The organism is Actinomadura mexicana (assembly GCF_900188105.1).
Classification (GTDB): domain Bacteria; phylum Actinomycetota; class Actinomycetes; order Streptosporangiales; family Streptosporangiaceae; genus Spirillospora; species Spirillospora mexicana.
Map to the genome: position 1 here is coordinate 185,965 of NZ_FZNP01000004.1, position 21,192 is coordinate 207,156.

19 protein-coding genes are annotated in these 21,192 nt (G+C 69.8%); 4 read left to right on the plus strand and 15 right to left on the minus strand.

The window, feature by feature from the left end:
- Nucleotides 1-6: 6 nt before the first annotated feature.
- Nucleotides 7-555: a cysteine dioxygenase family protein gene (locus tag CHC11_RS12260; RefSeq protein ID WP_089311823.1), complete on the plus strand. Its 549-nt coding sequence runs from the start codon at nt 7-9 to the stop codon at nt 553-555.
- A 316-nt stretch (nt 556-871) separates the two neighbouring features.
- Nucleotides 872-1,420 carry a LysR family transcriptional regulator substrate-binding protein gene (locus tag CHC11_RS12265; RefSeq protein WP_245919122.1) on the plus strand — a complete coding sequence of 183 codons (549 nt, stop codon included), beginning with the start codon at nt 872-874 and terminating at the stop codon, nt 1,418-1,420.
- Here the strand turns inward: CHC11_RS12265 and CHC11_RS12270 are convergent.
- The gene (locus CHC11_RS12270) at nt 1,400-2,146 is read right to left on the minus strand and encodes a TetR/AcrR family transcriptional regulator (protein ID WP_089311825.1); all 747 of its coding nucleotides are present in this window, start codon (nt 2,144-2,146) and stop codon (nt 1,400-1,402) included. The genes CHC11_RS12265 and CHC11_RS12270 overlap by 21 nt on opposite strands.
- A 111-nt stretch (nt 2,147-2,257) precedes the next feature.
- Here CHC11_RS12270 and CHC11_RS12275 point away from each other — a divergent pair, with 111 nt between their 5' ends.
- A complete protein-coding gene (locus CHC11_RS12275) occupies nt 2,258-3,781 on the plus strand; it encodes an MFS transporter (protein WP_089311826.1) in 1,524 nt (507 codons plus the stop codon).
- 314 nt (nt 3,782-4,095) lie between these two features.
- Here the strand turns inward: CHC11_RS12275 and CHC11_RS12280 are convergent, their stop codons facing one another.
- The 11 genes from CHC11_RS12280 to CHC11_RS12330 form a co-directional block, all read right to left on the minus strand.
- Nucleotides 4,096-6,498 (minus strand): trehalase-like domain-containing protein, encoded by a 2,403-nt coding sequence (locus tag CHC11_RS12280; RefSeq protein ID WP_089311827.1) that lies wholly within the window; start codon nt 6,496-6,498, stop codon nt 4,096-4,098.
- 98 nt (nt 6,499-6,596) lie between these two features.
- Nucleotides 6,597-7,535: an alcohol dehydrogenase catalytic domain-containing protein gene (locus tag CHC11_RS12285; protein ID WP_089311828.1), complete on the minus strand. Its 939-nt coding sequence runs from the start codon at nt 7,533-7,535 to the stop codon at nt 6,597-6,599.
- Nucleotides 7,532-8,362 (minus strand): carbohydrate ABC transporter permease, encoded by an 831-nt coding sequence (locus tag CHC11_RS12290; RefSeq protein ID WP_089311829.1) that lies wholly within the window; start codon nt 8,360-8,362, stop codon nt 7,532-7,534. Before CHC11_RS12290 ends, CHC11_RS12285 begins: the two co-directional genes overlap by 4 nt.
- A gap of 4 nt (nt 8,363-8,366) precedes the next feature.
- Nucleotides 8,367-9,344: a carbohydrate ABC transporter permease gene (locus tag CHC11_RS12295; RefSeq protein ID WP_089311830.1), complete on the minus strand. Its 978-nt coding sequence runs from the start codon at nt 9,342-9,344 to the stop codon at nt 8,367-8,369.
- A gap of 11 nt (nt 9,345-9,355) precedes the next feature.
- Complete coding sequence (locus CHC11_RS12300) at nt 9,356-10,666, minus strand: ABC transporter substrate-binding protein (protein ID WP_179278814.1); 1,311 nt, start codon at nt 10,664-10,666, stop codon at nt 9,356-9,358.
- A gap of 180 nt (nt 10,667-10,846) precedes the next feature.
- On the minus strand, nt 10,847-11,929 hold the full coding sequence (locus CHC11_RS12305; RefSeq protein WP_089311832.1) for a Gfo/Idh/MocA family protein: 1,083 nt from the start codon (nt 11,927-11,929) through the stop codon (nt 10,847-10,849).
- The gene (locus tag CHC11_RS12310; RefSeq protein WP_089311833.1) at nt 11,926-13,146 is read right to left on the minus strand and encodes an ROK family transcriptional regulator; all 1,221 of its coding nucleotides are present in this window, start codon (nt 13,144-13,146) and stop codon (nt 11,926-11,928) included. Before CHC11_RS12310 ends, CHC11_RS12305 begins: the two co-directional genes overlap by 4 nt.
- A gap of 179 nt (nt 13,147-13,325) precedes the next feature.
- A complete protein-coding gene (locus CHC11_RS12315) occupies nt 13,326-14,147 on the minus strand; it encodes a carbohydrate ABC transporter permease (RefSeq protein WP_245919124.1) in 822 nt (273 codons plus the stop codon).
- Complete coding sequence (locus CHC11_RS12320) at nt 14,144-14,941, minus strand: carbohydrate ABC transporter permease (RefSeq protein ID WP_218826045.1); 798 nt, start codon at nt 14,939-14,941, stop codon at nt 14,144-14,146. The genes CHC11_RS12315 and CHC11_RS12320 overlap by 4 nt, the downstream gene beginning before the upstream one ends.
- Nucleotides 14,942-15,176: 235 nt before the next feature.
- Complete coding sequence (locus tag CHC11_RS12325) at nt 15,177-16,532, minus strand: ABC transporter substrate-binding protein (protein WP_179278815.1); 1,356 nt, start codon at nt 16,530-16,532, stop codon at nt 15,177-15,179.
- Between the two features lie 17 nt (nt 16,533-16,549).
- The gene (locus CHC11_RS12330; protein WP_179278816.1) at nt 16,550-17,536 is read right to left on the minus strand and encodes an alpha/beta hydrolase; all 987 of its coding nucleotides are present in this window, start codon (nt 17,534-17,536) and stop codon (nt 16,550-16,552) included.
- A gap of 126 nt (nt 17,537-17,662) precedes the next feature.
- On the opposite strand from CHC11_RS12330, the gene CHC11_RS12335 reads away from it, so the two are divergent.
- Complete coding sequence (locus CHC11_RS12335; RefSeq protein ID WP_179278817.1) at nt 17,663-18,346, plus strand: TetR/AcrR family transcriptional regulator; 684 nt, start codon at nt 17,663-17,665, stop codon at nt 18,344-18,346.
- A 342-nt stretch (nt 18,347-18,688) separates the two neighbouring features.
- Here the strand turns inward: CHC11_RS12335 and CHC11_RS12340 are convergent, their stop codons facing one another.
- Genes CHC11_RS12340 through CHC11_RS12350 form a run of 3 tightly spaced genes read right to left on the minus strand, consistent with a single transcriptional unit; the run spans nt 18,689 to nt 21,012 of the window.
- On the minus strand, nt 18,689-19,162 hold the full coding sequence (locus CHC11_RS12340; protein WP_089311838.1) for a nuclear transport factor 2 family protein: 474 nt from the start codon (nt 19,160-19,162) through the stop codon (nt 18,689-18,691).
- Nucleotides 19,163-19,218: 56 nt separating this feature from the next.
- Nucleotides 19,219-20,751: an ABC1 kinase family protein gene (locus CHC11_RS12345; RefSeq protein WP_089311839.1), complete on the minus strand. Its 1,533-nt coding sequence runs from the start codon at nt 20,749-20,751 to the stop codon at nt 19,219-19,221.
- A 54-nt stretch (nt 20,752-20,805) separates the two neighbouring features.
- Complete coding sequence (locus tag CHC11_RS12350) at nt 20,806-21,012, minus strand: hypothetical protein (RefSeq protein ID WP_143227038.1); 207 nt, start codon at nt 21,010-21,012, stop codon at nt 20,806-20,808.
- Between the last annotated feature and the right edge of the window lie 180 nt (nt 21,013-21,192).

Here is a 21,192-nt window from a genome sequence, read left to right on the forward strand (position 1 = left end):
CGACGCATGAACGCCCTCGACCAGTTCATCCATGACCTGACCGACCTCACCACCGCCGAGAACAGGATGCCCGACGAGGCCCTGGCGAGCACCGTCTCAGAACTGCTGCGGCAACTCGTCATGCGACCGGACCCGATCCCCGCCGAGTTCACGCGGCTGTCGGCCGCGCACAACGGCCGCGGACGCTACCTCCTGCACCGGTCGCCCACTTTCACCGTCAGCTCGATCGTGTGGGCGCCCGGGGAGGTGGCCCCTCCCCACACCCACGAGACGTGGGGTGCCATCGGGCTGATCTCCAACCGCATCGAAGAACGGCGCTACGAGCTCGCAGGCGACGACACCCTGACCCCGGTCGACCACCAGCGGCACACGGCGGGCGCCGTCTCCGTCCTCGTCCCGGACGAGGACATCCACTCGATGCACAATCTGACCGACACCGACACGGTGGAGATCCACGTCTACGGAAAGGACCTCACGGGCCTCGTCCGCCGCCGCTGGACGCTGGACGGGGACGGCATGCAGGAATTCGCCAGCGGCAAATACTTCAACTGCTGACCTGACCCGGCCGCCGTGACCCCGCCCACCCCGCGGCGACTGCTGTAGCAGGGCCGCGCTCCGTCAGACGACGGGCGCGCTCTGCTCCCCGGGCAGCGGGCTGCGTACTGCGTCTCACCTGGCCGCACAGCCAAGTGCTGACCGAGCGCGGCCACGAAGGCTGCCGTTGACCGCCGCACCATACCGCCGCAAGCCCGGCGCTTCCGTGCAGGTCAACCAGCGCGCGGGGTCTCGCGGCCGGCAGATCGTAGAACCCCCTTACCTGCGCGGGCCACTGCACTCCGCCATCAGGGGACATACGGCACCGCCGTGCAACGTGCTCAACGCGGCCGAACTCCACGAGCTCGTCGCGGAACTCGAACCGATCGCCGCCGCGGGGGAACTACGGCTCGCGACGGTCTGCTCGATCAGCATCGGCGTGCTTCCTACCGCGCTGCGCGCCTGGACCCGCCGCTACCCGGGGATCGATGTCCGGTTGTTCGAGCACCGGCACGCCGGCGAGCTGGCCGACGCGATGACAGCCGGGCGGGCCGACCTGGCCATCGGCCCGCTCCCGCCCGGCTGGCCCGGACCGGTCCGAAGGCTCGGTACGGAGGAGTTCGTGGTGGCCGTCTCCGCGGACGATCCGCTGGCCGTCCAGGGCGCGGCCGAGGTCGAGTTCGAAGCGCTGCGCGACCGCCGATGGGTCCACTACGGACCGGACAACGGCCTGGCCGCCGTCCTGGACCAGGCATGCCACAACGCCGGCTACCGGCCGAGAACCGCGGTCCGCGCGGAGCAGACCGCGTCCGCCCCGACCCTGGCGGCCGCCGGCCTCGGCCCCGCCCTCTCCCCCGCCAACCGGTTACCGGTCGTGAGCCGCTGACGTCCTGGTGAGCCACGCCTCCAGGCCGTCCAGAAGGCGCTCCAGCCCGAAGTCGAACCCGTCTTCCTGGCTCTTCTCGAGATGCACGTCCTTGTTCTCCAGCCACCATGCGCTGAGGTTCGGATGGTCGGCGGCGATGCGCTGGATGTAGGGCTCCATCTTGTCGACGATGTCGTCGGCGTTCTGCCCGGTCTGGGCGGTCATCGTCCGCGTGGCCGCCTCGGTCACGGCCGTGCCGATGGCGTGCGACGTCAGCAGCGAGCTGGCCCAGGAGATCTCCTGACCCGTGAACCCGGCCGCCGTCAGCAACCCGATGGCCCTGTCGCCCACCCTCATCGCGTTGGGGCCGATGTTGGGCTTGACGCCGAAGATGCCGATCGCCCACGGGTGGCGGAGGATCATCGACCGCATCCCGCGAGCGTAGTCGCCGGCCGCGACGCGCCAGCCGACCTCGGCGGCGTCGGGGCCCACGACCTCGCCCATGATCTCGTCGATGGCGAGCTCGAGCAGCTCGTCCTTGTTCGCGACGTAGAAGTACAGGGACGTCGCGCCGGCACCGATCGTCGCACCGAGCCTGCGCATGCTCAGGCCGTCCAGGCCCTCGGCGTCGAGCAGCTCGACCGCCGCGGTCACGATCTCCTCGCGGCTCAGCTGCGGCCTGCCCCGCCGTGCCCTGACCGGACGCATCCAGACGGAGCCGGTGATCGGGTCGGTGTCGCGTGGCATGCGCAGTCCTTCGGGCGGCGGAGTCGTCGAGCTTCAGCGTACCGGTTTGCGGACGCTGTTCGAAAATTAGTACAGTGTGCGAAAAATCGTGCATTGTACCAACGGAGAGCCATGTCGTCCCCGCATCCCCGCCGGTGGTGGATCCTCTGCGTCCTCTGCCTGAGCCTCCTGGTCGTCGTCGTCGACAACACCGTCCTCAACGTCGCCATCCCGTCACTGATCCGCGACCTGCACGCCAGCAACTCCGACATCCAGTGGATCCTCGACGCCTACATCGTGGTGTTCGCGGGTCTGCTGCTGACCGCGGGCGCGCTGTCCGACCGGTTCGGCCGCCGCCGCGGCCTGATCATCGGGCTGGTGGTGTTCGGCGGCGCCTCGGTGCCCGCCGCCCTCGCCGACTCACCCGGCCAGCTCATCGCCGCACGCGCGCTGATGGGGGTGGGCGGCGCGTTCCTCATGCCGGGAACGCTGTCGATCCTCACCAACGTCTTCGACGAGAAGGAGCGCAAGAAGGCGATCGCCATCTGGAGCTCGGTCCTCATGCTCGGGGCGCTCGGCGGCCCCGTCGTCGGCGGCCTGCTGCTGGAGCACTTCTGGTGGGGATCGGTGTTCCTGATCAACATCCCGATCGCCGCGCTCGCCGTCATCGCCACCGTGCTGATCATCCCCGAGTCGCGCGGCCCGGCCGGCCGGCCCGACCTCGTCGGCGCCCTCCTGTCGACCGTCGGCATGACGGCCCTGGTCTGGAGCGTCATCTTCATCCCGCGGGACGGCTGGTCCGCTCCGCAGGTGCACATCGGGTTCGCGGTCTCAGTCCTGGCGCTGGGGGGCTTCGCCCTCTGGGAGCGGCGCGTCAGCGAGCCCATGCTGCCGGTGAAGCTGTTCCGCGACCGCGACTTCAGCGGCGCCAGCCTGTCGATCGTGCTGCTGTCGTTCTCCTCCGGCGGCCTGATGCTCGCGCTCACCCAGTACCTGCAGTTCGTGCTCGGATACAGCCCGATGAAGACGGGCCTCGCGTTCATCCCGCTGCTCGTCGCGGTAATGGCCTTCAACGGGATCGGGGTGGTGGTGGACAAGAAGCTCGGCGCCCGCGTCGCCCTCGCCGCCGGCCTCGTGCTCCTGGCAGGAGGGTTCGGCCTGCTCGCGATGATGTCGCCGGGTGACGGTTATCCCCGCCTCGTCATCGCGCTTGTCGTGATGGGCATGGGCAGCGGGACCGCCGGCCCCGCAGCCTACGGCACGCTGCTGGGCGCCCTCCCGCCCGAGCGGGCCGGCGTCGGCTCCGCCGTCAACGACACCGTCCAGCAGGTCGGCCAGGCGCTCAGCGTGGCCATCCTCGGCAGTGTCCTCACCGCCGCCTACACCGACGCGATGCCCGAGAACGTCACGGGACCGGCCCGCGACTCCATCGGCAACGCGCTGGCCATCGCCGCCGCCCGGGGGGACGTCGCCCTGGCCGGCGCAGCGAAGAGCGCCTTCGTCGACGCGATGTCGTTCACCGCGATCGCCGGAGTGTTCGGCGGCCTGGCCGCCGCGGTCCTGGCCTTCGTAGTGCTGCGCCCACCCTCGCGCAGCGCGGAGGCCGCGCGCCCCGAAGTCGTCCCCGACGTGGACGGCCAGCCCACCGCCCACTGAACAAGACCGCTGGACCGGTGTCTCGTCGGTGCAGGCCAGGGCGTCCAGCCGCGTGCGGGACGCCCCGGCCTGACGAGTTCGGACCGCCGTCACCATCGAGACCGAGCCCCAGCCTCCGCAGGTGCTCCTGCTGCGCAGGCGGATCTCGATCACCGAGGGATCTCGCCCTCCAGAGCCGATTCCAGCACCCGCTTGGTCAGCGGCTGCAGGCTGTCGGTCACCTGACGTCCCCTTGATCATCAGATCCGCCGTTGATCAGACACTCCCCGCGCGTAGACCGCGGCGGGGGTGCAGGGTGGAACCGGTGCCGTGGGTCAGGTGTTCAACAGAAGTGCGCAGCGGATGACACCGAGGTGAGTGTAGGCCTGGGGGTGGTTGCCGAGGCCCCGTTCGGTCACGGGGTCGTACTGCTCGGGAAGCAGGCCGGTGGGGCCGGCGGTGTTGAGCATCTGGGTGAACAGCTCTTCGGCGTCGTCGCGGCGGCCGGTGCGCAGGTAGGCCTCGATCAGCCAGGCGGTGCACAGGTGGAAGCCGCCTTCTCGACCCGGCAGGCCGTCGTCCCAGCGGTAGCGGTAGACGACCGGGCCGCTGCGCAGTTCGGCTTCGACTAGTTCGACGGTGGCCAGGAACCTGGGGTCGTCAGGGGCGAGCAGGCCGGACAGCCCGACCCAGAGCGAGGAGGCGTCCAGGTCAGGGTGGCCGTAGGCGACGGTGTACGCGTTCGCCTCAGGATGCCAGCCGTGTTCGGTGACGTCGGAGGCGATCTGGTCGCGCAGCCGTCGCCACTGGGGCCGGTCATGGCCGCGATGCCGCGCCGCGATGTGGAGTGCGCGGTCCACCGCCAGCCAGCACATCACCTTGGAGTAGACGTGGTGGCGTCGGGGCAGCCGGGCCTCCCACAGTCCGTGGTCGGGCTCGCGCCAGCGTCGGTGGACGGCCTGGACCGCCGCCTCGACGATGCCGAACTCCGCGTCGCCGATGCCGCCGCGGGCATCGGCGACCGCGGCGATCAGGTCGGTCACGGGCCCGAAGATGTCGAGTTGCACTTGGCGATCGGCGAGGTTCCCGACACGGACAGGCCGGGAGCCGGCGTAACCGGGCAGGGTGTCGATGACGGCTTCGGGGCCGAGGTGCCGACCGTCCAGGGTGTAGAGCGGATGCAGGCGTTCGGGGTGGCCGCCGGTGGCCGCGATCAGGTCACCGGTCCAATGCAGCAGGTTCTCGGCCTCGCGGTGGCTTCCCAGGTCGACCAGGGTGCGGGCCGTCATTGCGGCGTCACGTAGCCAGCAGTACCGGTAGTCCCAGTTGCGGACGCCTCCGATCTCCTCGGGAAGGGAGCTGGTGGCGGCTGCCAGGATGGCTCCGGTCGGCGCGTGGCACAGACCGCGCAGGGTCAGGGCGCTGCGCAGGACGTCGGCGCGCGCGAAGGCCGGCAGGCGCAACCCGGCCGCCCAGTCCCGCCACGGCCGTTCGGCCAGCGTCTGGCGGCTTCCAATGTCGATCGGGGGATGGTGGAGATCATGTGTTCCTAGGCGCAGTTCGAGGGTGACGGTGCCACCGCATGCCGCGAGGTCGACGATCGCGCGTGCGGTGTCATGGCCGTCCTCATCGGATCGCACGGTCCAGTCGACCTGGGGTGAGTAGAGGGCGGCCCGCTCGCCGGCACCGGCCACCAGCAGCCCGTCTGGACGAGTCGCGAGCCGAACCTCGACCTGGCCGAATTCCGGGCGCGGGGCGAACTCCAGCTGGGCCGTGCTCGTGCCGGACAGCACCCGGACAAGGGTGGTGGTACCAGCGGGCCGGGCCGTCGCCTCGGGGTGGCCGCCCGAACCGCCCGAACCGTCCGGGCCGGTCGGGGCACCGGACTCCAGCCAGTCGGTGACGGTCAGTCCGGGCCACCGGGTCTCCAGGGTCATCGTGCCGGTCCGGTAGCGCTGCCCCAGAGGCAGGCCACCGCGGTAGGGGCCCGTGGTCAGGCGTCCGGCGGCGGCACCGCCGATCAGGTGCCCGAACAGCGTGGGCGAGTCGGGCCGGGGATGGCACAGCCAGGTGACGGTGGCGTCGGGGGTGAGGAGGGCGACCGTGCGCTGATCGGACAGCAGGGAGTGGCGTTCGATGGGGACGGCCGGCTCTCCGTACAGCCACCGGCGGCGGGTCCGCTCCAAGAGCCCCAGCGCGCCGACCGCCGTGGCGTCGGGCTCGCCCGTGGGGCGGGTGGTGTCTATGCCCAGGTCCGGACCGTTCAGCCGCGCGAACACCTCCGCGTCGGCCTGGCCGTCGCCGATGAACAGCACCGCCCCGGCTGAGGTCCGGGCGCGCAGGGCCTCCACGGCGCTGCCGGTATCGGTGCTGATCAGCGCGGGTCCCAGGGTGTGCTCGACACCATGGCCCGCGATGAGATGCACCTCGGCGGGCAGCCGCGACAGCGTGGCCAGTTCGCCCAGCGGCCTGCCGGACATCACGGCGACCGAGGTGTCCGGCAGCGCCGCGAGCATCCGCAGCACCGCGACGGCCTCGGGGGCCGCGACGGCCTGGCCCCGGTCGGTGCCCGGCGGGCTGAGGACGCCGTCGTAGGCACAGGCCACCAGCAGTCGCGGCACGCGCGCGATGCGATGCACGGCGGCGGCCAGTTCGGGGTCGCGCGGGCCGTCCTCGGCCGCGCTCGGCTGCCGCGGGTGCGGGTGGTGAGGACCCCTCGGGTCCAAGGTCGCGCTCATGCGGCGCTGCCTCCAGGTGGTGTCATGCGAACGGGCGCACCGGGAAAAGGTGCACAGGGGGATGAGCGCGGGGAACGGGTGCGGGGGGAACCGGGTGCTCAGAGAGTCACTACGGCCTTCACGAAACCGTGCGGTTTGGAGTCGAGGGCCCGGTAGGCCTCGTCGATGCGGTCGAGCGGGAAGTGGTGCGTGAGCAGCGGCGCCACGCTCAGCCGTCCGGCGGCCATCAGACGCAGTGCGGCCCGGGTGGCCTCGGCGAGACGGCCGGAGTCCCGGACGTGGGCGTTGACGACATCGAGCGCTTTCCAGTTCCAGGTGCGCAGGTCGATGGCACGGCTGGGGGCCTGGTGGTAGCCGAGAATCGACAGGACGCCGTGTTCGGCGGCCATGGCGGTGGCCAGCTCCACGCCCGCCTGGGTGCCGCTGGCCTCCACGACAAGGTCGGCCGAGGACGGGAGAAGCCCGGGATCGGCCGGATGCAGGACCTCGGTGATCCCGGTCGCGGTCGCGGCCATCCTCGCGTCCTCACGCGGGTCGATCCCCAAGACCCGGGAGGTGGGGCTGCGGGCCAGGAGCTGGGCCATGACCAGCCCCATGAAGCCGAGCCCGATCACCGCCGTTCGCGCGCCGACCGCGGGCCGGGCGCGGCGGTAGCCCTCGACGACGCATCCCAGGGGCTCCCCCAGGGCGAGCGCGGGATCGACCTCGTCGGGTACGACGACGATGTCGGCCGGCGAGGCCGTCACATAGTCGGCGAACGACGGGACGAGCCGGCCGGTGACGACCTGGCCCACGCGCAGGCCGCTGACCCCGTCACCGATGGCATGCACGGTGCCGACCGGTTCGTGGCCGAGGCGTAGTGGGGGGTCGCCGTCGGCGGGTCCGGTGCGCCAGTCGCCGAGGTCGCTGGCGCAGATCCCGATCCGGTCGACCTTGACGAGCACCTGTCCCGCCCGGGGAAGTGCGAAGCGGTGCTCCCGGACGGTGAAGGTCCGGGGAGCGGTGATCTCGGCGATGCGTCCCGTGAGGGCGGTCATTTGGTGGCTCCAGCGGTGAGGCCCCGGATGAACTGCCTGTTGAGCAGCAGGTAGACCGCGAGGACGGGGACTATCGCCAGCGTGGTGCCGGCGGCGATGACACCGGTGTCGCTGGTGAAGCGTCCCTGGAAGAAGGTGAGCCCGATGGGCAGCGTGCGCACCGATTCGTCCTGGAGGAAGAACAGCGGCACGACCATCTCGTTCCAGGACCACATGAACTCGAAGACGGTCAGGGCCTGCAGGGTCGGGCGGGCGAGCGGAAGCACGACGGACCAGATGATGCGCAGGTTGCCGGCACCGTCGATGCGGGCCGCGTCGATGATCCCCTGCGGGATGGTCTGCATGAAGGCCCGCAGCATGAAGATGGCGAACGGCAGCCCCAGGCACGCCTCGACCAGGATCGCACCGGTCCGGGTGTTGACCAGGCCGGCGGAGCGCATCTGGAAGAACAGCGGGATGATGATCGACCAGATCGGGATCATCAGGCCGAGCAGGAACAGCACGAAGAGCGGCCTCGACAGGGGCAGCCGCAGGCTGCTGAGCGCGTACGCGGCGGGCACGGCGCACATCAGCACGACCAGCACGGCGCCGGCGGCGATGAGGAGGCTGTTGCCCAGGTAGTCGGCGAAGTGCGCCTGCGTCCAGGCCCTGACGTAGTTGTCCCATCGGGGCCGGTCCGGCAGCCCGAGCGGGTGGGAGGTGATCTGGGTCGAGTCGCGCAGCGAGGCTACGCCGACCCACACCAGGGGCGCCAGGGAGGCCACCGCGGTCAGGCAGAGCGCGGTGTATCCGGCGGATCTGGTGATGAGCGACGGACGGTCTGTCATGAGGTCAGTCCCTTTCCCGCAGGCGCAGGAAGACGATGGTGATGATCAGGGTGAGGAGTGTGAGGATCACCGCCGCCGCGGCGCCGTAGCCGACCTGCCGGGTCATGAAGGCCAGGGAGTAGATGTAGTACGCCACCACCTCGGTCGACCCGCCGGGACCACCGCTGGTCATGACGTAGACCAGGTCGAACGTGCGGAGCGTGTTGATGAACGAGACGATCAACAGCAACGTGATCTGGGAGCGCAGCCCCGGGATGGTGATGTGGCGGAACTGCGCCATCGGACCCGCGCCGTCGATCGACGCGGCCTCGAAGAGGCTCCGGTCGAGGTTCTGCAGGCCGGCCATGAAGATGACCATGGCGAAGCCGAAGTAGGTCCAGTTCGCCGTGGCGATGATCGCGGGCATCGCGGTCGACTCGTCGGACAGCCAGCCCGTGGCCAGCGGCCCGGCCTCCACGGTTCGCAGGGCGTTGTTGAGCAGCCCCCAGTTGGGGTTGTAGACGAAGTCCCAGACGATCCCGACGACCACCAGGGACATGGTCGCCGGTATGAAGAAGATGGTCCGGAAGGCGGCGCGGCCCCGGATCCACGTCGCGGACAGCAGCGCCGCCAGCGCGAGCCCGAACCCCTGGGCGAGCCAGCTTCCGGCGACCCACTTGAAGTTGTTGAGCAGGGCACCGTTGAAGCGGTCGTCGCCGACGAGCCTCCGGTAGTTGTCCAGCCCGGTCCAGGTCGGTGAACCGGTCAGCCCGTCCCACTGGGTGAAGCTCAAATAGATCGTCTGACAGATGGGCACCAGTAGGAACGCGCCGTACAGGAGCGCCGCCGGTAGCAGCAGCGCGTACCCGCCGGCCATACGCCGGGTGCGCGGCCACCGGCCGGGCCGGTCGCCGGCACGGTGGCGTCTCCCCGGTGCCGCGGGGCGGTCCGCGCCGGACTCCTTCCGGCCGGCGCCGGCCGAGAGCCGTGAGAGGAGCAGCATGGTCGCGCCGCCTAGCCTCGGGCCTGCCGGGCACTCGCGAGCGCCTTCTGCAGGTCCGCGGTGAACTTGGCGGCGCTGATCCGGCCGTCCAGGAATCGCTGCGCCGAACTGTTCCACGCCTCGGTGACGAGCGGCGAACTGGAGTAGCCGGTCCAGGCGCCCAGGCCCCCCGCGCTCTGCGCCGCCCGCACGACCGCGAGGCTGTCGCCGACCAGGGCCGGAAGGGTCGTCCCGGAACCGGGCCCGTAGCCGGTCGTGGGCAGCACACCCGCCTGCAACCAGGCGCTCTCGGCCTCTGGGGAGAAGTGCACGAAGTCGATCCAGTCGGCGGCGATCGCGGGGGCCTTCGCTGCGGCGGAGATCGCCCACGCGCCGCCGACGCCGCCCTCGGCCTGCTGCCCCAGCGCCTGATTGATCATCGGGAACGGCACGAACTCGGCGGTGCCGGGACGCATGTTCTCCATCACGTCCGGGGTGAGCCCGGTGCCCTCGATGAACATGCCGGCCTTGCCGGTGAAGAACTGCTTGGCGGCGTCGTCGAAACTGACGCCGTTGAAGTTCGGAGTGACCCAGCCGCGCTCGATCCACTCGCGAACCAGGTCGAATGATCCCTGGATGCCCGGATCGGACCAGCTGCCCTTGCCGCTCAACCGCTCCACACCGTTGATCGTGGTCAGCGGCACGTTGGCGTGCAGCACCGCGCCCAGCAGGTGCGAGGAGGGCCACAGGTCCTTGTTGCCGAAGGTGATCGGGGTCACCCCGGCGGAGCGCAGCTTCGCGGCCGCGGTCTCGAACCCGGCGTGGTCGCGGGGCGGGTCGATGCCGTTCCGGCGGAACAGCTCGGCGTTGTAGAAGAGCCCGACGGCCTCACTGGATCGGCCCACCCCCAGCATCTGGCCGCCGTAGGTGGTGCGAGCGGCGATGTTGGGAAGCAGCTTCTTCTTCCAGCCGTACTTGGCGGCCGCGGCGTCCAGCGGGAGGAGGAGCTTGGACTTGGCGAGGACCCCGAGCGAGGACTCGCCCGCGTCGTAGTCGATGATGTCGGGCCCGGCACCGGAGGCGAGCGTGGTCGGGGCGCTCTTGGTGAGGTCGTCCAGGGTGAGGTACTGGATCTTGACGGTCACCTTCGGGTTCTTGCGGTGGTAGGCCTCGTTCAGGCGGTTGAGGACCTTCTGCAGCGTGGGGTTGTCGCCGAACTGGCTGAGCACGGTCAGGGTCGCGGCGTCACCCGGTTGGGGGCCACGGGTCAGCCGGCCGGTGCTGGGCGCCTCCGCCGAGTTGCCGACGCAGGCCGTGAGGCAGAGCGAGCCTGCCAGCAGCACCGCGAACACCTTCCTGGTGGGTGCCGTTCTCTTGGTGGGTGCCGTCTTGATGGTCTCGACGGGACTCCCCGGAGGGGAGGGGAAGCGGGGGTGTTGCCTGCGATGGACCATGGAACGCTCCAGGTACGAGGGAGAAGAACGTGCTGTTCGATGTGCCGGCCTGCGTGGTGTCCGAGGACGTCAGGCGTCTTCTGTCGCGGTCGGCTCGTGGGTGCGCCCCGCGCGGGCGCCGGACCCGCCTTCGGTGAAGGCCTCGGCAAAGAAGCGCAGGTGACGGAGACCATCGACCAGTTGTGGCGGCCGTTCGCTCCGGTCCGGAACCTGGATCTGGTCGTAGATGTCCTGGAACAGCGCGATCGCGCTGGCCAGGGGCGCCTCGGAGTTCTCCCAGCCGGTGGTGGCGACCTGGCGAAGTCCTCCCGCGGACCCGGTGTCGAGCGCGGTGGGGCCGTCCTGCCGGGTCATCAGCAGGGATTCGTGGTGGTCGTACTTCCACGTCGCGGTGGCGTCGCGGCCGTCGACCTGGAGGAAGAGGTGGTTGTCACTGGCCGGGGAGACCTGGGAGACGGCGATGCTTCCCAGCGCCTCCCCCGCGCTGAACAGGACGTTCGCCTGCGGCAGACCGGCCGGCCCCGCGTCGCGGATCCGGGCGGTCGGCCTGGTCGCCGGGACCCCCAGGACGTGCTCGACGAGGTCGATGAGATGCGTGCCGATGTCGAGCAGTACCGGCGAGAATCCCGCGCGCGCGGGATCGCAGCGCCAGTCCCCCGGGGCGGCATCGAGCTTCCAGCTCTGCAGGTAGTGCCCGCGGACCGCGTGGATCGGGCCCAGCACCCCGCCCGCGACCAGTTCGCGTAGCCGCCGCACCAGCGGCAGGTAGCGGTACTTGTAGCACAGGAACGCCTTCCCCATGCCGCGGGTGGTGAGCCTGACCATCTCGGCCGCATGCGCCACCGTGGCCGCCACGGGCTTCTCGCAGACGACGTGCTTGCCCGCCAGGACGGCCGCCCGGACCACCGGCAGATGCTCGTCGTTGGGAGTGCACACGTGCACCACCTCCGTCTCGGGAGCGGCGATCAACTCCCGGTAGTCGCCCCATCGGGGGACGCCTAGGCGGCGCGCCGTCTCCCGCGCCGTCCGCTGGGAGGAACCCGCCACCGCCACGACCGAGGCGTTCCGGACGTGACGCAGCGCCTGGGCGTGCACGGCGCCGACCCCACGCCCACCGACGATCAGCGTCCGCAACTGCTGCGGGACGCTCATCGCGGAGCTCCCCGGCCGCCCGCCGCGTCAACGGCGAGCCGCTCCAGCGTGTCGGCGAAGTGCTCGGCGGCGAAGGCCTGGTCCAGGGCGAGCAGCGCGGCCCCGAGCATCCCCGAGTCGGGGCCGAGCGGCGAGGGGGCGATCACGAGATCACGGGTCGCCAGCGCCAGCGCGTTGCCGTACACGACCTTGCGGACCCGTGCCAGGAACTGGTTCCCCGACGCCCCGAGACCGCCGGCGATCACGACGATCGACGGGTTGAAGAAGTCCACGCAGACCGCGATGGTGCGGCCGATGTTCTCCGCCGCTTCGCGCAGCAGCAGGCTGCTGGGCTCGTCGCCCTCCTCGGCGAGCCGGACGATGTCCTCCACACGTGGCCGGCCGGCCGCGAAAAGGGTGTGCAGCGGCCCGCCCGGATGCTTGGCCGCCACGATCGCCGCCTCGTGCAGCAGTTCCTCACCGCCCGCCATGCTCACCAGGCTCCCGGCGCAGCCCTGCGCGCCGCGGTGCAGCATTCCGTTCGAGATCAACCCGGCGCCCACCCACGCGCCGATCTTGATGACCAGTGCGTTGTCGTGGCCGGCGGCGGCACCGATCCGCGACTCGGCCAGCGCCATCAGGTTCACCTCGTTGTCGACCCAGGCCGGCACGCCGAACCGGCGCTCCAGCCAGTCCTTGATGGGGAACTCGTGCCAGTCGGGGTTGACCGGAGGGGCGACCGTCCGTCCGGTGGTGAACTCCACCGGAGCCGGGACCCCCAGCCCGATACCGCAAAGCCGGGCATCGGGCGCGGCGTCCCGGGCGCAGGAGGTCATGACCGCGGCGAGGGCCTTCAGCACCACCTCCGGGCTGCCGGCCATGTCCAGTGCCTCCTCGGCGACGCGCAGTGGCCGCCCGTACAGGTCGGCGGCCGCCACCCGGACGTGCGTCATGCCGAGTTCCGCGGCGAGCACGAACCCCTTCTGCGCCGCCAGCCGCAGCCCCTTCGCCGGCCGCCCGCCCGAACTGGGGAGCATCCCCGTCGAGGTGAGGACTCCGGCCGCCAGCAGATCCTGGACGCGGTGGTTGACCACCGTCTTGCTCAAAGCCGTGTCAGCTGCGATCTCGGTCCGGGACAGCCCCGGTCTCGATCGCACCAGATTCACGATCTCCGAGGTCGCCGCGTCCGCGCCCGCGGCACCCTGCGCCTGTTCGCCCACCCGCCTGGTCTGAGACATCTTCACTCCAATCCGAGAGCACTTTGGAGTTTGATGGGTCAAAGTAAGGTTGTCAATAGTCCTTAGTTGGCTGCTGGAGGTCCGAAGTGGCACAGGACTGTCTGAGAGGGCGGGGCGATCTGAGAGCAGAGCGGCCCAGGGGCGGAGCGGCCCGACACCCGCAGGGGCATCGGGCCCGTTCACTTGACGGCCCCTTGCAGCAGTGCCTTGACGAAGTTGCGCTGGAAGAGCAGGAAGATCACCAGCGAGGGCAGGATGATCAGCAGTGATCCGGCGCAGAGCAGCACGGTGTCGGTGCCGTACTGGCCCTGGAAGGCGCCGAGCCCCCCGGCCACCGTGCGTTTCGTCGGGTCGTCGACGAGGACCAGCGGCAGCAGGTACTGGTTCCACGTGGCGAGAAAGAACAGGACCGAGAGCGCGGACAGGGCCGGAGTGGCCAGCGGCAGGTGGATACGGCGGAAGGTCTGCCAGGTGCCGGCGCCGTCGATCTTCGCCGCCTCCGTGAGCGCCGTCTCGGCACCGAGGAAGTGGGCCCGCATCCAGAAGACGCCGAACGGCATCAGCAGCCCGATGAGCGGCAGGACGATCGCCGACCGCGTTCCCAGCAGGCCTAGGCTCTGGATGTTGTAGTAGAGCGGGGTGATGAGCGCCTCGACCGGCAGGGTGAGGCCCACGAGCAGTACGGCGTAGATCGCCTTTCCGCCGGGCACCTTCAGCTGGGCGAGTGCGTAGCCCGCGGCGGTGGCCATCGCCACGGTGGCCGGGACGACGCCCAACACGATCAGAGCGCTGGAACGGAACAGGGCGAGGAAGTTCGCGGCGCTCCACGCGTCTCGGAAGTTGTGCCAGTGCGGGTCGGCCGGCCAGCTGATTCCCTGTGGAGAGCTGCCCGGTGCCGCGAGGGCGGTGGTGAACATGCTGACCAGGGGCAGGACGGCGAACAGCATCAGCGCGAGCAGGATGGCGGTGCGGGTGGCGCGCTGCGCGGCGGGGGTCCTCACTTCTGCCTCCCCAGCCGCTGGATCGGCCAGATGACGACGAGGACGAGGACGGCCAGGAACACCGCCAGCGCGGACGCCTGGCCGACGTGCTGCTGGAGGAACGTGAGCCGGTAGATCTCCACGCCGGGGACCATCGTCTGGTAACCGGGCCCTCCCTGGGTCGAGATCTGGATCACGTCGAAGCTGGCCAGGGCGGCGATCATGGTGAACGTGGTGCAGACGACGAGTTCCTGACGCAGCCCGGGCAGCGTCACGGCGAAGAACTCGCGGAACCGTCCCGCACCGTCCAACCGGGCGGCCTCGTACAGGGACGGGTCGATCTTGCCGATGCCGGCGAGCATCAGCACCGTGCAGAAACCGAGCATCACCCACACGCCGATCACCCCGACGGCCGGGAGGGCGAATGTGAAGTCACCAAGCCACGCCCGCGTGTGCGAACCGAGGCCGAACGCCCGCAGGATCTGATTGACGAGCCCGTCCGAGGAGTACATCCACGTCCACGCGATGCCGGCCGCGACCAGCGGCAACACCTGGGGAATGAAGAGGACCACCCGGGCGACGGTGTTGAACGGGCCTGGCTTGAGTTCCCGGATGAGCGTCGCCGCGACCAGGCCGAGTCCCACCGGCAGCACCGTGTAGAACACGATCAGAACGAAGGCGTGTTCGACGGAGTGCAGAAGCTCCGACTGGGTGACGAGCGCCTTCCAGTTGTCCAGCCCCGCCGGCGAGGCCGTGCCGATGCCGTCCCAGTCGTAGAAGGAGTACTGCACCGACTGGACCATGGGGTACAGCACGAAAATCGCATACATTCCGAACCCCGGCGCCACCCAGAGCAGTGCGCTCCACTGCCGGGTCCGGGCCCTGGACCCCCAGGGACGCCGGCCCGACTCACCGGACGCGGGATGTCTGCCGGTATCTGTCGTGCTCGGCGGAACAGACTCGGCCGAAGCCCTGCCCGTCCCGAGCGGATCGGAGATCGTCGACATTGGGCCTCCCGATAGGGACGGAACCGGATCGCCAGGTGCGGCGTCAGCGCCCGAGATCGCGTTCATAGTCGTCCTGGACCTTGGCCGCGAACGCCTTCGGCGACGTCTTGCCGCTGAGAAGAAGCTGCGTCTGCGGCACCAGGGTGTTCACGTTGATCGACGCGGTGGCATCGGCCATGAACCCCACCAGCCCGTCGCTTCTCAGCAGGGTCTGAAATGCCGCGACGGTCGCGGCGACGGCGGATCCGGCCGGCGCGGTGGGCACGGTGGCATCCGCCGGACCGGCCGGAACGAGGCCGCCCAGTGTCACCGTGCCCTGCCGGGCCCGGGGGTCGGTCTGGACGAAGTCGAGGAACGCGGCCGCGACGTCGGCGTGCTGCGACTTCGCCGGGATCCCCAGGGTGGCGGGGGCGGTCATCGCCCAGGAGGAACCGCCCGCTTCGCCGGGCGGGAAGAGGAAGAAACCGAACCTGCCCGGGCCGGACTTGTCCAGGCCGGGGGCCTGCCAGTTCCCGCTGGGGAAGAAGACGGCCTTGCCCTTCATGAATTCGGCGGGCGCCTTGGTCTGGTCGATGGCGTTCACGTCGGCCGGCAGATAACCGGCCTGGGCCCAGCGGCGCAGCGTGGTGGCGGCCTTCACCGTCGCGGGCGTGTCGATGTTCGCGCCGGGCTTGGCGAAGTTCCAGTCCTGGACGCCCTGCGCGTTGCCCGCATAGGCCATCTGCAGGTTCTGCAACGGGTACACGGTCCCCCCGTCCTTGCCGTTGGTCATCAGCGGCTGCAGCCCGGCGCTCTTGGCCTTGGCGAGGAGCCCCTCGAACTCGGCGACGGTCGCCGGCGGCCGGGCCATCCCGATCCGCTGCGCGAGCGCTTTGTCGTAGTACACGCCCGTGAGGCCGAAGCCCGGACCGGCGCCGTACAACGAGCCCGTTCCGCGCTGCTTGCCGTCGGCCGCGACACGAGTCGAGGCGAACTGTGATTGGGGCCAGCCGGCCCAGCCGTAGGCCTTCGCGTAGGGGTCGAGGTCCGTCAGGAGGCGGTTGTTGATCAGGTTGCCGAACTGTGGGACCCGGATCAGGTCGGGCACGTTGCCGCCGGAGAGGATGTGCGGGATGTTGGTGGTCAGCGCACCGTAGTCCTGGCTGGTCACCTTGACGGTGACGTTGGCGTGCTCGGCGTGGAACAGCTTGCCGAGTGCCGTGAAGAACGGCACGTCAGTGCCGCTGGTGACGAGAAGGTTCAGCGTGACGGGCTTTGTGCCGATGTCTGTGTTCACCGGCTTCGACGACTTGTCCGCCTCGGACGTCGCGCCCGGTGCGCACGCAGAGAGGAGCAGCGCTCCGGCTGCCGTGGCGGCGGCCAACCGGACGGCCCTGCGGCAGTGGGTCAGTGATCGCACTGGAATTCCTTCGCAAGCTAGATGGGGTCTAGGTGCCGAAAGGCCCGACGCAGGGCATCCCCGGCGACGTCGACGGCATGGTGCGCATCAGTCATCACGCTGAACATCTCGAAGAAGCCGTGGATCTGGCCGACGTACTCGCGCAGATCGACGGGCACGCCCTCGGCCTGCAGCCGCCCGGCGTAGTCCTCGGCCTCGCCGCGGAGAAAGTCGTGTTCGGCGGTGATGATCATTGCGGGTGCAACGCCCGCCAATGACGGTGCGTGAAGCGGCGACGCGTACGGACAGGTGCGCAGCGCCGGGTCGGGGACGTAGGCCCCCCAGATGTGCTTGAGGCGCCGGTAGGTGTTGGGACCGTAGCCCGGCTGACCGGCGAAGCGGGCGTATCGCCGCTTGAACGCGATCTTGTAGTCGGTGTCCTCCGTGCTGTCGAGCACCGGGTACACGAGCAGCTGAACCGCCATCCCGACCCCGTCGTCGCGAGCCTTGAGGGCCGCCGCTGCCGCGAGGTTGCCGCCTGAGCTGTCCCCGCCGACAGCGACACCGTCGAAGACGCGCCGCGCCCAGTCGACGGCGGTCCATACGTCGTCGAAGCCGCCGGGAAACGGGTGCTCGGGCGCAAGTCGGTAGTCGACGGAGAGCACGGCGCAGCCCCCCCGGTTCGCGAGAGCCCGGGCGACGCCGTCGGCGGTGTCCAGGTCGCCGTGGATCCAGCCGCCTCCATGGGCCCAGACGAGCACTGCCCGCTCCCTGCCGGTGGGCCGGTACAGCCGGCACCCGACTCCGTCCGCGTCGATCGCCTCGACAGACACCACGGGTTGCGGATCACCTGTCACCGCCAGGACTCGTTCCCGCGCGTCCGTGCGCAGAGTGGCGAGGTCCGCGACCCAGGGGTCGGGCGACGGCGCCGCTCGCGCCAGAAACCCGCGGACCTGCTCGTGCGGCCGAGGCGGCGCGTCCCCATCGCGGACGTCCGGCCGCTTCTGCCCGAACCCTGTGCTCACTCGGTCCCCCATCTGCCCGGACTTAAGACTGACTGATCGCTCAGTCTGTTTCCGGGAGGTTACTGAGTACTCAGTCAGTTGTCTATACTTGGGCCGACCTTTCGTCAGCGCGAGGGAGAACCAGCCGTGCCCCCTTCCCCCAGGCCCAAGACCTCGTCGGCCAAGGGCATCGAGACTCGGGAGCGCATCGTCGAGGTCGCCGTGCGGTTCATCGCGCGCAACGGAGCACGGGGCACCAGCCTCAGCGACATCGCGGCCGAAGCAGGCGTCTCACAGGCCGGGCTCCTGTATCACTTCGGCAGCAAGGAGGCGCTGCTCAACGCCGTGCTCGACCGCTACCTGGAGTTCACTGAGCAGTGGCTGTGGGGCGACGGGCCCGATCCCGGCCTCGGAATCCTGTGGATCATCGCTAGGCACATGGCCGACTGGCCGAGCCAGCCGCATGACGACAGCGTGTACAGCCTGATCGGCCTGAACACGGTGGTGCTCGCGGAGAACGTCGGTAAGGACACCGACCTCCATCCCCGCCTCGCCGAGGGCTACTGGACGACGATCGACCGCGTCGCGGCCACGCTGCGGTCCGCCCAGAAACGGGGTGAGATGCGCGACGACGTGGACCCGCGACTGAAAGCCATGGAGATCATCGCATTCTGCTACGGCCTCGAGGCGGCGTGGCTGGTCAATCCGACGGTTCCGGTCGCCGACGCCGCCGCCCAATGGGCGGCCCAACAGACCGCACTCTTGACCACTGAGCCAACCACCTCCAGTCCGCGCTCAAGCGCCTCCCCGCCACCGGCAACACACTCCTGACCACGCGTTCGTGGACGTCACGAACCCAGTCGTCGACCGCCACGCTGATGGTCTGGTGCCGCCCATCAGCGGGCGAGGACACGGACGGGGTGCCCGTCCGGCCTTCGGGTCCGAGCCAGTTCGCCGAGCCCGCGGCGATCGTGGCGGACACCTGAGTCGGCAGCCTGGCCAGCGGCGCCTGGGCTCTCTGTCAACTGGTGCAGCCGCGGCGGTGAAGTGGACGCTGAGCGCGGTGGCCGCAACGCCGCTCCCGATCAGCAGCGCCTGAGCCGCCGAGGCACCGGTGCGGTATGCGGCGACGAAGGCGACGTTGACGGAGCCCGCCACGAGCAGGCCCCTGTCTCATGCCAGGAAAGGTTCGGCGGAGAAGTAGCAGATCTGCATGGTGCAGTGGGCGATGCGCCAGCCTTCGGGGGTGCGGCAGAGCTTCCAGTGGTGCCATCCGGCTCCGTCGGCGTGCCGTCGCGGGTCGCTCGCGTCGAGCAGGTGCGCGGCGAAGAAGCAGGACCGCGCTTCGGCCGTGTCCCCGTCCAGGGTGATCGCGTGGTTGGTGCTGAGGTGGTGGGTGCCGGCGTACCGGCCGAGGTTGCCGGCGACGAACTCGGCCATGCCCTCGCGTCCGCGGTGGGTGATGCTCTGGGCGATGAGCGGTGAGACGGTGAGCGCGCCGTCCTCGGCGAAGTCGGCCGCGTAGCCCGGCCAGTCCTGGTCGTCGAGCGCGCGGGCGAAGTCCAGGAGCAGATCGCTGATCGCCGCCCGGTCGACCAGCCATTGGAGCCTGGTCGCCGAACCGGTCGGCGGGTTCGTCGGTGGCATGTCGGGATCTCCCTTCGGGTCGGGCGGGGCTGGTGGCGCGGCCCTCGGCGGAGCGGTCAACCACCGAGCGTCCGCCGGACCACCGTCTCGGCCGCGGCCGCGGCGGCCGTGGAGCCGAGGGAGACATGGTGCTTCAGGCGCTGCCCCCGCCTCGGGCCGAGAGGGTCCGCCTGGTTGGTCCGGACGTTGATACCGAGTTGGCCAGTGGTCATGTCGCCGAGGACGGACTGCATCTGAGAGGACGAGTTGTTGAACGAGTAGATCGAATCCAGGAGCATGTGCATCCCGTTCTCCGGGCCGAGGCTGTCCGCCAGGAGCTCGCGGGCGATGTCCTGCATCACCATGCCCAATGCTTTATCGAACTTCAGTCTGGGGTAGATGGACCGCACGGATCCTTCGATGTTCCCCATCGACTTGCCGATCAGGGAGACGAGCGGGCTGACCTGGATTCCGCGTTCGGTGGAGTAGCGGGCGAGCGACATCAGGGCGACCCCGAAATTCAACTCCTCCAGGGTGGCGTTCGCCCAGTAGGGAATGGTGTTCGACACGTCGTTGGCGAAACGGGTGCTGTTGCTCCAGGGCGTGAGCGAGCCCAGTTTGATCCAGTCCCTCGCCAGAGCCGCGCCGTCGCCGCGCGCCATCCCGACGAGGCCCTTGAGCAGGATCAGGCTCGCGTTCCTGTCGATCTTTCCGTACATCCCCCAGTCGATCACATACGCCTTCCCGTCCTGGTCGATGAGGATGTTCCCCGGGTGGGGGTCGGCGTGGAAGGCGCGGTCGACGAAGTAGCCGCGGAACATGAATCCCATCAGCTGGTAAGCGATCTTCTTGCGCTGCTTGTCCGACAGCTGGTCGTCCTTCACCCGGTTGATCGGCGTGCCGTCGACGAAGGTCTGGACCAGCACGCGCGGCGTCGCCTCGATGACCTTGGGGACCTTGACCTGCTTGAAGTGCCGCGCGGCCTTGCGCGCGTCCTTCATGTTGCGGGCCTCGCGCGTGAAGTCCACCTCGGCCTCCATGGCGGTGAACACCACGTCCATCATCGACTTGACATCGATGACCTCGCACATGTGCGGGGCCGCCCGGTGCAGGAGGCCGGCGACCCTGCGCAGCACGGCCATGTCGCCCAGCATGGCCGCCGAGGTTCCGGGGCGCTGCACTTTCAGCACGCAGGGACGGCCGTCGGTCCAGACGCCGCGGTAGACCTGGGCGACGGAGGCGGCGCCCAGCGGCCGCTCGGTGTTGATCTCCTGGAAGCGGGAACGCCAGTGCCCGCCCATCTCGGCTTCTATGACGGGTTCGAAGACCCGGAAGGGCTCGATGCGTGCCTGGTCGTTGAGGTTGGCGAACTCGTCCATCAGGTACTGGGGCATGATGTCGGGCCTGGTCGCCAGTATCTGCCCGAGCTTGATGTAGATCGGACCCAGGTCCTCCAGCATCGCCCGCAGCGCCCTCGCCCGCTCCTGCCTGCGCAGACCGTCGGCGGGGACCTGCTGCCGGGCCAGCCGCGCCCGGAGACTGCGGGTCGCCTCGTGGGCGGCCGACCGGGAAGCGATCTTGATGGTGCGGCTGGCCCTGCCTGCGGGCACGCGTTCTCCCTACCCGCCGGCGCGATCGGCCGGCGGCACGGTGTTCGGGTCCGGCTACTTCTTCATGTCGGCGATCTGCTGGCTGAGCATGCTGATCTGCCCGGCGAGCTCGCGGATATCGCGCTCGTTCCGCTTGGCGCGCTTCTTCCCGCTCTTCTTCTTTTTCTTCACGCCGAGACTTTTCCGCACGGCCTTGGCGTGGCGGTTGCCGGACTTTTCGGAGCGTCTGATCATGTCATCGAAAACGGATCTTCTTGCCACGACGCCACCTTTCCCACATGGTAGGGCCTCGGCTCCGAATCCGTAGAGATCGCCGATTGACGTGGATCTTTTTCCGGGGGAGCCTCGTCGAGTGCGAGTATGCATCGGGCCGCCCGTCGACTGTCAACACCCCAGCGGAGCTTTCGTCGAATAATTCGAAGAGGCCGCGCTCGGATGAGC